Genomic DNA, 14,200 nt, shown 5'->3' on the forward strand with positions numbered 1-14,200 from the left:
ATATCCGCGGGTTGCGAAGCACGATATGGGAGATGTTCCTTCAGGGAGCGATGAAACACGTGTTCCGGGAGAGGCAGCGTCTCGCGATGGAGAAGTATCTCTCTCTTCCCAGGCTCCTGAGGACTCGCGGGTAACTTCCCTGCGCAACGAGACGACTGCTCCCCAAGACTCCGAGGCAACGGTCATCGCACCTTCGCCGATTCGACCTGGTTCTGACGCCGCGATTGGGGGCAACGCTCCGGTAGGGAGTTCAGATGCGACCATAATTGGCATTCCCTCACAGTGGAATGCTGATGCCGCCACTGTCGTTTCCAACGCTGCGACCTTCGTCTCAGAAGGCCCTCCACGCCGCACTCCATCTCCCGGCTCAGGAAACAGACTCGGCGCAGGTGGCATTCTGCTCGAAGTCGGCACGTTTCTCGGCGAACGCTACGAAATCCTCCAGCTCCTCGGTGAGGGTGGAATGGGCGCGGTGTACAAGGCGGCGGATCGTGAGGTCGACAGGATCGTAGCCCTGAAAGTCATTCGTCCCGAGATGGCCTCGAATCCTGAAATCCTGGCTCGCTTCAAACAGGAACTCGTGCTTTCGTCCCAGGTGACCCACCGCAACGTGATCCGTATCTACGACCTTGGCGAAGCCCAGGGCGTCAAGTTCATCACGATGGAGTTCCTGGAGGGTGAAAACCTTCACCAGATTCTGAAGCAACGGAAGAAGCTGGAAGTCGCCGAAGCGGTAGACATCATGGAGCAGGTTGCCAGCGGACTCTCCGCTGCTCATCGCGAAGGAATCATTCATCGCGACTTGAAGCCTGCCAACATCATGCGCGACAAGAGCGGCCGCGTGGTGGTGATGGACTTTGGCCTGGCCCGTACTTTCACCGGCGATGGGATGACGCAAACCGGCATGATGCTGGGGACGATGGAGTACATGTCTCCGGAGCAGGCGCAAGGTATGGATGTAAAGGCCAGTTCCGACATCTTCACGGTCGGCCTGATTTTATATGAACTGCTTGCCGGGACCACGCCCTTCTATGCGGAGAGTGCGATCGCCAGCCTGCTGATGCGCACACAACAACGCGCCGCGCCGCTGGTAGACGTCGACAGGAATATCCCGGGCACGCTCAGCAACATCGTCGCCAAGTGCCTCGAGAAGGATCCGCCAAAGCGTTACCAGAGCGCCGAGAGCCTGGATGCAGATCTCCGCGCGTGGCAAAGTGGGGGCGGTGCGAGGAGCATCTCTGCCTCCACGACGCAGCAACGCGTCAACCGCGTTCGGGAGCTTCCGTGGCTGAAGATCGGGGCAACAGGCGCTCTGATCGCGGTGATCGGTGCGGGAATTGGCTGGTACATCCTGGGGAAGCGGTTGTCTGCCAAGTCGTTGCCGCATGCCCCGATCTCGATCCTGGTTGGCGACTTTGCGAACCACACGGGCGATCCAGTTCTGGACAATACGCTCGAGCCGATGCTCGGTGTGGCGATGGAAGGAGCCAGCTTCATCAACGTGTACAGCCGCGGCGATGCGCGGAAGCTGGCGAAGAAGCTTCCTAATCCGACGGACGTGCTCGACGAGCAGTCATCGCGGCTTGTCGGCATGAACCAGGGCGTCAACGCGATCATCACCGGAGACATCACGCTGCGAGGTGATCAGTACGATATCTCCGCAGTCGCCTTGGACACGGTGAGCGGTAAGGTGCTCGCGAAGGCAGACGTCAACGTAAACAACAAACAGGCAATTCTGAGCGAGCTTCCGAAGCTCGCCGTGCCGATCCGCAAGGCGCTGGGCGATACGACGCCTGCTTCGCTGCAGTTCGATAAGGTGAGCGGAGGTTTCACAGCGGCGTCGCTCGAGGCGGTTCACCAGGATTCCCTTGGCGTCGACGCGCAGTTCGCGGGCAAGTTTCAGGACGCATTCGACTCATTCCAGAAGTCGGCGGAGCTGGATCCGAAGTTTGCGCGTGCGTACACCGGGATGGCGGCGATGGCGCAGAACCTCGGGAGACCTGGAGATGCTGTCAAGTACATGAAGCTCGCGATGGATAACGTCGATCGCATGACCGAGCGGGAACGGTATCGCAACCAGGGCTTGTACTACCTTACGACGGGTGAATGGCAGAACTGCGTGCAGCAATACACGCAGCTTGTCGCTCGCTATCCTGCTGATCGTGTCGGCCAGAACAACCTGGCAAGCTGCTATACGCAACTGCGTGATGCTCCGAAAGCTCTGGAAGCCGCACAGCATGCGGTTGAGATCGTCCCGAGGGGAGTCGGTCCGCGCCTGAACCTTGCGTTCATCAGCGCCTTTGCAGGCGACTTTGCCACGAGCGAGAAGGAGGCACGCGCCGCGCTGGACATCAGTCCAACTGCTTCGCAGGGATATCTGGTGCTTGCGGAGGCGCAGCTTGGCAACGGGCAAGTCAAGGAGGCGATCGACAGTTACCATCAGCTTGCGAAGTCCGGCAAGCTTGGCGCTTCGACCTCGGCGGACGGACTGGCGGATCTCGCCGGTTATCAAGGAAATTACTCCGAGGCTGCGCGTGTCCTTACGCAAGGAGCGGCGGAGGATGCAGCATCCAAGATGGCGGATAACTCGGCGCGCAAATATGCGTCGCTTGCGAATATCGAGGAGTTGCAGGGACATCACGCCGCGGCGCTTGCGGACGTTGCGAAGGCGCTGGCGAACAGCCAGTCAACGCAGATCCAGTTCCTGGCAGCGAGCGTTTACGTGGACGCTGGCGAGGTTTTGAAGGCGCAGAAGTTGGTTACGAGTCTCTCGACGCAGTCGTCGAGCGAACCGCAAGCTTACGGAAAGATCATCCAGGGATTGATTTCGTTGAAGAAGAAGGATTTCAAGGGAGCAGTCACGCAGATTACAGCCGCGAATACGCTGCTCGACACCTGGATTGGACGTTTCGAGCTTGGGCGGGCGAAGCTGGAAGCGGGAGCGTTCGCGGAGGCTGGATCGGAGTTCGATCTATGCATGAAGCGGAGAGGCGAAGCGATCGAACTGTTTATGGATAACGTTCCGACTTACGCTTATTTCCCGTCCGTCTACTACTACCAGGGGCGCACGCTCCAGGCGATGAAGAATGCGGGCTTCGCGGACGCTTACAAGTCTTATCTCGCCATTCGCGGTCAGTCTTCGGACGATCCGTTAGTTTCGGACATCCATCGCCGTATCGGCTCCCAGGGTACTCCCCCCTCCCCATAGCCGGGGTGTAAGTCTTTTGTTGTCAATAGGATACAGCCGATTATTGACTGTAAATATTAGATAACAAAAGGCTTAGCTGCAAATATTAGTGAGGAAAGGAGATAGCCGGGCCTTCGGGTTTTCCGGCTGTTTTCTTTTTTCCTCTGCTTCTAATTGTAGCGGACCGACCATAACTAAAAGGACAGTGACTTTTCCTTTTGCTATGAGTGAGTTAGGCGGTTTGGGGGCTTGACAGGTTTTTTGGGTTTTTGGGCTGGGGCGGAATACAGGGATCCTTCGCTTCGCTCAGGATGACGGCTTGGAGCGGGCGAGTGCGAGTGCAACTGCAACGGCAAAAGAAAACGCAGATTCCCTTCGGGAATGACAACCAGAGAGGCAAGGGCAACGGCATCGCATCGGCATCGGCAACTACAACGGCAAGGGCAAGGGCAACAGCAAGGGCAGTGGCTACTTTCGCTTAAGATGACTTGCCGGGAGTGGGGTTTCTAGTTTGCCTTGCCTGAGAGGGGGATGATCTGGCTGCCTCCATCGCAGCTTCGGGCATTGTCTGTGAGTGTCAGATTCGCGTTGAAGGTTCCGGTGATTGGAGGCTTGAAGGTTACGGCGATCGTACACCGGGCTCCGGGCGCGAGCGACGTTCCGCAGGCGTTGCTCTGCGCGAAGCTGGTTGCGTGCGATCCCGTGATGCTGATGCCGGTCAGGAGCAGAGGTGTCGAGCCGGGGTTTCTGAGGGTTACGTTCAGCGTGCTGGTGGTGGCGTGCCTGATCGCTCCGAAGCCGAGGCTTGTGGGGCTGATGCTCACCTCGGGGTCGATCACCGTTGCGGTGAGGGGGATCGACTGGGGGCTGCCTGGCGCGTCGCTCAGGATCTGCAGGGTCGCGGTCTGCGGAGTGCCGAACGGACCTCCTGCGAGGAAGATGACCGTGACGACGCAGCTTCTGCCTGGGGCCAGCGGCTTCGGACAGAGGCTCAGAGCGAGGAACGCCTTTGAGTTTCCACCTCTCGGGAAAGAGAGAAACGGATCGGTGATGGTCGCGGGGCCGGTCCCGGTATTGGTGAGGGTCAGGGACCGGAAGGTGACGCTCTTGAAGTAGACGGTGCCGAAGTCAATCGATGGCTCCGATACGGCGACGATGGGGATTGTCGCCGTGACGTACTTCGTCACCTGCGTTGCCGCGGCATAGTTGCTATTGCCCGCCTGGTTGGCGATCACCGAGCAGGTTCCGGTTCCGGCGGTCATCGTGTAGAGGACGCCGGCGTTGGTGCATGCCCCGGAGCTGCTGAAGGTCACAGCACCGGCGCTGGTGGAGGTGGCCGCCACCCTGAAGCTGGTCTTGTAGACAGCGCTTGCCGGTGGGTTGGTGGTGAACGTAATCGTCTGACTTGCCTTGCTGAGGGTGACGATGGCGGGACTGCTGGTGATGGCGGCGACCTTTCCGTTGGCGGCCATGGTGGCCGTGACCTGACAGCTTCCGGTTCCGCTATTGGCCGTGAGCCTGACACCGTTGACAGAGCATAAGCCGCTGAGGAGCTTGTAGGACACTGAGCCGCCCGAGACGTCGCCGGTGATACTCATGGTTTCGCTCTGGTTGTAGACCAGAGGCGAGGTCGTGATGAGGGTCAGTCCGGGCTGCACGGTCAACGTGCCGCTGATGTAAAGGAAGGAGTAATTCGTTGCGGCCAGAGTGCCGGTCGATACCGTGATGGGGTAGGTTCCGGCGATGCTGGGTGTTGCGGTGCTGGAGAGCACGGGTGAGCCGCTGATGACTCCGGGCATATCACTCTTCACAAAGCCGCTGTAGGTGTAGGTCAGCGCCGGGAGCGGCTGTCCGTACGGGACCACGAAGCTGGCTGCCGTGACCTTCAGGACGGCCGGGTAGATGGTGAAGGACTGGCTCACGGAGGCGGCGCTGTAGGTGGTGTTTCCCGGCGCCGATGCCGTGATGGTGCAGATGCCGACTCCGCTGATGATGCCGCCCGTGGTGCATGGGCCGGAGGACGTGAAGGCGACCTGCAGCCCCGAGGAGGACGACGCGCTCAAGGTGAACGAGCTGCCATACTGCACGTTCGGCAGGGTGGAAAAGGTGATCCTCTGCGACTTTGTGCTGGACCCCTGAGGCAGGACCATGAAGGTTCCCGAGACCGTGTTGGCGGCGTTGAAGGCAGTTGTGCCCGGTTGCGACGCGTTGACGGTGCAGCTCCCTGTGCCGGTGAGGATCACGTTGGCTGAAGAGACGTTATTGGTGATTGTCTGGGTGCCGATGGAGCACGATCCGGCGGCGGTGAAGAGGACCTGCAGGCCGTTGGGGACGCCGGCCGACAGGGCCTTCGCGGTGACGGTGGGCGGGTTGGCGAGAGTGACGGAGCTGGGTAGCGGGTCGAGGACGATCGTCTGGTCGTTCTTGAGGACGGCGGGTACGGACGGGACGCTCTGGCGTGGCGGTGCGGCCGTGTCCGGAACGAGGGTAGTGGTGATGGTATAGGTCACCGTCTTCGACGTCCGGTCCGGGTTGGTATCAACGAACTCGGTCGCGGGCGGGTTTCCGTTGATGCCGCTCACACTTCCGATGACGATGGGCGTGGCTCCGTCCGAGCTGCGGTTGACGGTGTAGGTGGCGACGACTCCGAAGGCCGGGGCCTTCCAGGTGACACGAACGAAGTTGTCCTGCGTTGGAGTTTCGGTGGGCGCGGTGGGCGGGCGGACGACGGAGTTGGCGGTCTCGTAGGTGAGCTCGGTCGCGGGCGGGCCGCCGCTGCCGGAGGTGGAGGTGGCGACGGTGCCGAGATCGATGGCGGGTCCGCTGCCGAGGTTGACGCTGCCGCCGGTGGCGAGCGAGACGACTCCGCCGCTACCGAGGGTGACGTTGCCGCCACTGCCGAGCGTGATGGTGCCGCCGCTGCCGAGGGCGATGGTGCCACCACTGCCGAGGGCGATGGTCCCGCCACTGCCAAGCGCCACGGTGCCGCCGCTGCCGAGGGTGACCGTCCCGCCGCTGCTGCCGAAGGTGTAGCTGCCGCCGGCGCCGATGGAGATGGGCGCACCGCCGCTGCCGAGCGTGATGGTGCCACCGCTGCCGAGGGTGATGGTGCCGCCACTGCCGAGCGTGATGGTGCCGCCGCTGCCAAGCGTGATGGTGCCCCCGTTGCTCAGGTTGATGTTGCCACCGGCTCCGACGGTTGCGCTGCCGCCGCTGCCGAGCGTGATGGTTCCACCGGCTCCGATGGTTGCGTTGCCGCCACTGCCGAGGGTGACGGTGCCGCCAGCGCTCGCGCTGAGGTCGCCACCACTGCCGAGGGTGACGGTTCCGCCGCTGCCGAGGGTGACGTTGCCGCCGCTGCCAAGAGTAATCGTGCCACCGCTGCCCAGGGCGATGGTTCCGCCGGAGCCGAGGGTGACGTTGCCGCCGCTGCCGAGGGCGATCGTTCCGCCGCTGCCGAGCGCGATGGTGCCGCCGCTGCCCAGGGTGACATTGCCGCCGCTGCCGAGGGTGACCGTGCCGCCGCTGCCAAGGGCGATGGTTCCGCCGCTGCCGAGGGTGATGTTGCCGCCACTGCCGAGCGTGACATTGCCACCGCTGCCGAGCGTGATCGTCCCACCGGCATCGACCGAGTACGTACCGCCGGCGGTGGGGACGGTGATGGGGCTGCCACCACTGCCGAGGGCGATGATGCCGCCGCTGCCGAGGGTGACCGTTCCGCCGCTGCCGAGAGTGATCGTGCCGCCGCTGCCGAGGGTGATCGTGCCGCCACTACCGAGGGCGATGAGGCCGCCGCTGCCGAGAGTGACGAGGCCGTTGCTGCCCGGGGTGACCGTGCCGCCACTGCCGAGAGTGACGTTGCCGCCACTGCCGAGGGTGACGTTGCCACCGCTGCCGAGCGTAATCGTCCCGCCGCTACCGAGGGTGACGTTACCGCCACTGCCAAGAGCGACGGTTCCCCCGCTGCCAAGGGCAATGGTGCCGCCGCTGCCGAGGGCGACGGTTCCGCCCGCGGCGATATTCAGGGGCGAGGTGGAGGGGCCGAAGTAGAGCAGGCTCGCAAGCGAGGCGAACTCGCCGCCGGTGGCGCCGGTCTGGCGGAGGTCCATGTTGGTGAGGTCGTTGAAGCCGCGCTCCTGGGTCTGGAGGGTTCCGGTGAAGTTGAGGTCCTGGCCGTTGGTCCATGCGGGGGTGATGGGGGCGATGGAGTTATCGACGCGGTAACCTGCCTCGCCGGCGAGCGGGGTGCCGTCGCAGTGGAGGGTGGCGGGGCTGGCAGGAGAGCCAAGGGTGTAGGGGACGTACCAAGCCGAGGTCGGGAAGGTCGCGGGGTTGCCGGCGGCGTCGGTAAGCTGTTTGACGGAGCCGGCTGAGGTCTCGTTGAGGGTGTTGAGGGTCTGGTTCGAGAAGGCTACGGATTTGTTCGGGCCGACGAGGTCGAGCTGGAACAGGTAGTTCATGATGCTCTGGTAGTTCGGCTTGCAGTTGGCTTCGAAGGTGGGGACGTAGCTTCCGGGGGTGTCGTAGTAGAGGCCGCCGTGGCTGAGGCCGAGGGTGTGACCGATCTCGTGGAAGATGGTGCCGGCGAGTACGTTGGCGCGCCTGCTCATGTCCTGGTTGGGGGCGGTGAGCCAGAGGCCGAGAGTGACGGCGGAGTCGGCTCCGCCGAGGTCGGAGTAGCCGGAGATGCTGGTGACGGTTCCGGAGGTGAGGCCGATGATGGGTTCGGCCAGGGTGTTGTTGGGGTAGGTGTAGTTCGGGACAGCGGGAGTGGCGACGGTGATGGTCTTGGTGTCGGCGCAGCCGGTGGTGTTGTAGACGCCGTTGAGGCTGGGGTTGCCGAGGACGCCGGAGAGGGTGATGCGGCTGGGGCAGGCGTTGATGCCGGTGCCGCGGTCGACGGTGGAGATGGTGGTGATGCCACTGGAGGTGACGATGGAGGTGAGGGTTCCGTAGCGGGTGTTCCAGGCGGGGATGGCGAGGGAGTGGCCCATCAGGAGGTAGTGATAGCTATCCTTCTGGCCGTAGGGGAAGCGGGTGGTGCAGTCTCCGCCGGTGATGCAGGAGTAGAGATTGCGGGGGTAGAGCTTGGAGAATTCGAGGCTGTTCTTCCAGCCGATGACACCGGGCTGGTTGGGGAACTGGCAGAGGGTGGATGGGGTGGCGGAGGTGGGGTCGACGCAGGTGTATTCGGGGACGGCGTTGCCGACCTGGAGATGAAGGTGGACGTTGGAGTTGAGGAAGGCCTGCTGGACCATGGCGAGGGGGTCGTTGCCATCGGCATCGGGCGAGGGGAAGAGGTTTTCCTTGGTGGAGTCGCAGGAACCGTCGGGATTGACGACGGCGCACATGTAGTCGAGCTGGACGAAGAGGTCTTTCTGGCCGTGCTTTGCTCCGGGCAGGCCTACCCAGGTGCTGGTTTTGGCGTCGTAGTAGCCGGGTTGGCCGGCGTGGAAGTCGGGGGCGGCGGGGCCGGTCTTCCAGGCGTCGAGGATGCCGTCGTTGTCGGAGTTGTTGACGGGGGTGCTGAGGATGACGGCGGCGTAGGCGTTGGCGGGATTGAGTGGGGCGCTGTATTGGCTGGACTGAGTGAGGGGGACGAAGTTGACGCTGTTACTCCACTGGCTGGCAGAGGCGAAGAGGGTGGTGGTCTTGGCGGCGGTGTTGCCTCCGGCGGGGGCGTCGTAGAAGCCCTGGACGAGCTGGGATGGGAAGTTGGTGGGGACGGCGGCTCCGTCGTAAAGGACGACGGATTTGAGGGGGAGGTTCGGGGAGAGGACGCGGTAGATGAAGACGAGGCTTGCACCCTCAGTGAGGGGGAGCGCGGTCTTTCCACCGTCGGGGAGGGTGATGGTGTAGTTGCCGGAGGCGTAGCGGATGCCGTTCGCGGCTGCGGGGAGGTAGATGTTGACGCTGGCGCGGTAGGCGCGGAGGGTGCCGGTGAATGCGCCGTCGGTGTAAGTGGGTATGTCACTGCCGATCTGCTGGCCTGTGATCTGGTTGTTGTTGAAGGTGCCGTTGGCGGAGGACGGCGTCGGGGTGCTTTCGAGGGTCTCCCAGTAGAGGAAGGCGTCGACGATGTCGGCTCCGTCAGGGACCCCGCCGGTGGGGCTCTGGGTGTAGGTGGGGATGGTGATGGTTCCGGTGGCGAGGCCGTTGATGCCGGTTCCGCGGAGGGTTACGCCGGCCGAGACGTAGTCGCCGGTGAGGAAGTAATTGTTTTCGAGCGAGAGGGGGTTGGCCGTGGGGACGACTGGCTGACCGGAGGAGACGAGGAGATTGACGGCCGAGCCTACGCTGACCTGGGTGCCGGGGTCTGGGTTCTGGCTAATGATGGTGCCGGAGGGTACGGTCTGGCTGGAGGCGGTGGAGACGGTTCCTGCCACGAGGCCGGCGGTGGTGAGGGGAGTCGTGGCCCCGGACTGAGGCTGGCCGACGACGTTGGGAACGGTTGCGAGTCCGGCCTGGCCGTTGACGGATCCGGTGCCGCTGAGGGTGGCGATCTGGGTGGTGAGAGGGCTGGCATTGTTGAGCGTGTTGTCGCTCACGGCTGCGGTCCCCGTGAGGAATGCGGCGCTCTGGGGTGTGAAGCTGAAGCTTTCGCTGCAAATGGATCCGGGAGCGAGCGGGAATGCGGACCCACATGTCGAGGCTGGGTTCGGGGTGAAGTTGCCGCCGAGGTTCAGGCCGAGCGAGCCGGTGAGTGGCTGATTGCCGACGCTCTGAATGGTGAACGACTGCGGGCTGTCGGCGCTTGTGCTGCCCACGTTGGTCGTGGCGAAGGCGAACGAAGGCGGCTGGGAGCGATTCAGCTTGATGATGCTTCGGTCGACGAGATCATCGATGAATAGATTACCGGTAGCATCGACCGCCGTAGCGACCATATTGATCCCACTGAGGAGGACGAGCTGGCACGAACTGGTGGTGCAGCCTACCGGTACTTCGACGAGTTCGTTCAACCCGGCATCGGCTATATAGACGTTGCCCGCAGCGTCCACGGCGACACCATCCGGCTGGCTCCAGCCAGTGCCTACGCTGATCAGGCAGGCGCTGGTCGCGCAACCGGTGGGAACCTCCATGACCTTCCTCAGGCCAAAGTCCGCGACGAAGAGATTCCCTGCAGAGTCAAGGGTGATGGAAACGGGGTTGGAGCCGCCGCCCGGGTTGTAGACAACGGTCTGGCAGGCGGCAGAGGCACAGCCGGCCGGGTTTTTGACGACCTCACCATCGAGGAAGTCGTCGAAGAAGACGTTCCCTGCTCCATCGACGGCCACTCCCAACTGGCTTCTGTAATTCGAGCCGATGACCTGCTGGCAAGCGCTGCTGGTACAGCCGGCCGGAACCTCGACGACTTCATTCAGATTGTTATCCGCAATGTAGAAGTTCCCGGCTCCGTCTTCGGCGATGCCCTGGGGAAATTGAAGGCCGACGCCTACAGTGGAGGTCGTTCCATCAGGCGCAATCTTCAGCACCCGGTGCAGGGACGTATCAGCGTCCGAGATGAAGAGATTGCCTGCGGCGTCGGTCAGCAAGCCTTTGGGTTGGCTGAGCGTGAAGGCGCCTGTGTTGACGATGGTCTGCGCACCGGGGCCGAAGGCGATCGCCGGCTCCTGGCCGATGCCGTAGACGGGCAGACTTCCGACGAGATTGCCCGCGTTGTCAAAGATCTGTGCCGCGCCCATTCTGAGTCCGGGAGCGATCGGGGCGAAGTTGACGTTCACGGTGCAGGAGTTGCCGGCGGCGATAGTCCCCGAGCAGGTCCCTCCGGTGGCCTGAGTAAAGTCAAGGCCTGTGGCCCCCTGCGTGACGACCCGGGTAGCTCCAATCGTCGTCGTGGCGGCGAGGGTGAAGGTTACGGGAATGGAGTTGCTGCACGGCCCTGCGATGGGCTGTCCCGCCGGGCAGACGTTGTAGCTTCCCAGGTTCTGATTGACGAAGCTGGCGGTCACAGTAGCTGCCTGGCTGACGGTCACGCTACAGGTTGGGCTGGTTCCCGCGCTCGCGCAGACGCCGCCCCAGCCGAGGAAGGTGGATGTTCCGGTCGCAGCCGCCGTGAGTGTCACCTGGCTCCCAACCGGGAAGTTTCCGGTGCAGGTTCCTACCGACGAACCCTGGTTGGCCTCGGAGCAACTGATCTGCTGGAGGGTGTCGGTTACGTTACCGGTCCCCGCGCCGAGCATGGTCACATTCAAGGGAACCGTGGTTACCAGGCCGACTCCGCTGAGCGCAACCGCCTGAGTCGCGGCGGGGACGTTGAGAGCGTTATCGGAGAAGCTGAAGGTCCCGGAGGAAGGTCCGACGCTGTGCGGCATGAAGCTGAGGGTGACCTGGCAGGATCCGCCGGGCGCGAGTACCGGCGCGTTGGCCTGAATACAGTCCGGCAAGGGACCCTGACCGACACTCGCGGTAAAGTCGCCGCCGGTTTGCCCCAGGCCGATTGCGCCGAGCGGTTGGTTGCCGATGTTCTGAATGGCGAACGTCTTCGGGCTATCGCTGCTCGTGCTGTAGACATTGGTGGGAGCGAAGTTCAGGGAGGGTGTCTGGGACCGCGTGAATTCGTAGACCTCGCTGGTATTCGCGTCAGGGATGAAGACGTTTCCCGTTGCATCCACGGCCAGACCGAATGCAGAGACTCCGCTCAGCACCGTAACCTGGCAACTGGTGCTGGCGCAACCGGCTGGAACCTCGACCACTCCGAGGCCCAGGTCGGAGACGAAGACATCTCCTGCCGCATCGACGGCCACGGCCTCCGGCTGGCTCCATCCCTGGCCGACCTGGATGTAGCAACTCGCGCTCGTGCAACCCGCCGGAACCTCGACGATCTTCGCCAGCCCATAGTCGGCGACGAACAGATCCCCTGCGGAATCGAGCGTTACACCGACCAGATTGGAACCGTTGTACGCTATGCTCTGGCAGCTAAGGCTGGTGCAGCCCGGGGGAATCTTGACGACCTGTCCCGTGTTGAACTCGGCTGCGTACACATTGCCGGCTCCATCGACCGCCGTCCCCAATACGGCGGTAAGGCCGGTTCCAATCGCCACCTCGCAGGAGGCGCTGGTGCAGCCGGCCGGGACCTTCACCACCCGGCTCAGGTCGTTGTCGGCGATGAATAGATCCCCAGACCCGTTGACCGCGATTCCCTGGGGATAACTCAGCCCGAAGTTCACCGTGGTGACCGAGCCGCCCGTTGCGAGCTTAACCACTCTCTGGTGACCGGTATCCGAGATAAAGACGTTGCCGGCCGCGTCCACCGTAACGCCTTTCGGCTGAGACAGAGGGAAGATCGCGGTTGTATTCAAGACGGTCTGCGCGGCCGGTCCGAAGGCAGCCGCAGGCGCCTGTCCAACACCGGAGAGCAGCGTGGACGACAGGATATTGCCAGAGTTATCGAGGAACTGAATCGCGCCGAGGCGCGGGCCGGGCGCGGTGGGAGCGAAGGTGACATTGGCTACGCAGGTATCGCCCGCGGCGTGCGTTCCGACGCAGGTGTTGGTGTCGATCGGGTTGCCGAAGTCAAGCCCGGGGGTTCCCTGCGTCACGGACCGAAGCTGGGCAATCGTGGTAGCGGCTGGAAAGGTGTAGGTGAAGGCAAGCTGCCTGCTGCATGGCGCGGGAAGCGTCTGTCCCGAAGGGCAAACGTTGACATTGCCGTAAGCTCCGGGCAGGCCAAAGGTCCATGTGTCGTTGAGTTGGCCCGAGCCTGCGTACCCACCGAACAAGACGACCTGGCTGTGTGCCGTATCGTACGTCAGGCCATTGGGAAGATAGCGCCCGGATGGGCTTGGGGTGGTGGTGTTCTGCGTCCAGGCAGCTCCGCTGTAGAGCCAGGTGTCCCCAAGAAAGTTGCCGTTGTAACCCAGGGCCATGACGGCCTGGCCAAGCGCCGCGTCGTAGGCCATGCCCTGCGTATAGCGCGCGGGAGGGCTTAGCTGAAACGCCTGCGCGGTCCAGTTCGTGCCGTCCCAGATCCAGGTGTCGTTGAGATAACCGGCACCGTCTCCCCCGAACAGAACCACCTGGCCTGTTGCGTCGTCATAGACCATGCTGTAGTCCGCGCGCGCGGTCGGGCTATTTGTGGGTTGCGCCTGGGTCCAGTTGGTACCGTCCCATATCCAGGTGTCTCCCTGATCCTCGCCGGTTGTGCCACCGAAGAGGACCACCTGGCGGTGCGTCGCGTCGTAGACCATGACGTCGCCATCGCGCGGGGAGGGACTGTTTGCCGGGGCAGCCTGGGTCCAGTTCGTACCATCCCAGAGCCAGGTATCGCCCAGGCGGGTGTTGGCGTTTACGAACCCTCCGAACATCACGACCTGGCCATGCGCCGCGTCGTAGACCATGGCGTGTGCGGCGCGCGCCGGAGGAACGTTTGTTGGGTTCGCCAGGGTCCAGCTTGTGCCATTCCACAGCCATGTGTCATTCAATGTGCCGTTAACGCCGTATCCGCCGAAGAGAACAACCTGGCTGTGGGCGATGTCATACGTCATGGCATGGATGTAGCGATTGTCGGGGCTCGTGGCGGGCGATTGCTGAGTCCATGTCGGGACGAGAGTCTGGGCCCGTGCCGGGGAGCCAAGGACGCCAAGAAGCAGGAACGCGGCAGCGACGGAGAAAAGACGCATCGCACACGCGAAGGCGTACTGCGCCGGCTGGCGACTCGTGCTTCTGCTGGAAGCGACTGACTTCGGGGAAGAGGCTGAATGAACCGAGAAAGACGCTTCGGGGGCCGTGTGTGAGGCGGGCGTTGCCATCTTCAACATCTCCTGCGGGGCCGAATCGAATACTTTCACGAGTCGACGCCCTCGACGATCGGGGCCCGGATTTCTCACTGACGATAGCAAGCGCCAGATTTCGGCGGCACAATCCTTTGTGTCGCCGAGTCGGAGCCTCGACTTACAGTGGGGAGATGATGCGCCGGTTCCGGGTTATCCCTCTCACGGCCGTGTACACAACCAGATGGGCACTTACGCAGGAGAGCTTGCAGGGGCAATTGGCTATAAGCTATGGACGGCGTTA

Annotated in this window: 2 protein-coding genes; one reads left to right on the forward strand and one right to left on the reverse strand. The window is 63.0% G+C overall.

Going from position 1 to position 14,200, the window contains the following annotated elements; genetic code table 11:
• The first annotated feature begins 25 nt into the window (after window positions 1-25).
• Complete coding sequence (locus tag GRAN_RS06675; protein WP_128912157.1) at window positions 26-3,208, forward strand: serine/threonine-protein kinase; 3,183 nt, start codon at window positions 26-28, stop codon at window positions 3,206-3,208.
• A gap of 485 nt (window positions 3,209-3,693) precedes the next feature.
• Here GRAN_RS06675 and GRAN_RS06680 read toward each other — a convergent pair whose 3' ends face one another.
• Window positions 3,694-13,935, reverse strand: coding sequence for a choice-of-anchor D domain-containing protein (locus GRAN_RS06680; protein WP_161570871.1), 10,242 nt, complete (start codon window positions 13,933-13,935; stop codon window positions 3,694-3,696).
• Window positions 13,936-14,200: the final 265 nt, after the last annotated feature.

The sequence above is a fragment of the Granulicella sibirica genome (assembly GCF_004115155.1).
Lineage (GTDB): Bacteria > Acidobacteriota > Terriglobia > Terriglobales > Acidobacteriaceae > Edaphobacter > Edaphobacter sibiricus.

Coding starts and splice junctions, on each gene's coding strand:
- GRAN_RS06675 (WP_128912157.1), top strand. CDS start 26: ATGGGAGATGTTCCTTCAGGGAGCGATGAAACACGTGTTCCGGGAGAG.
- GRAN_RS06680 (WP_161570871.1), bottom strand. CDS start 13,935: ATGGCAACGCCCGCCTCACACACGGCCCCCGAAGCGTCTTTCTCGGTT.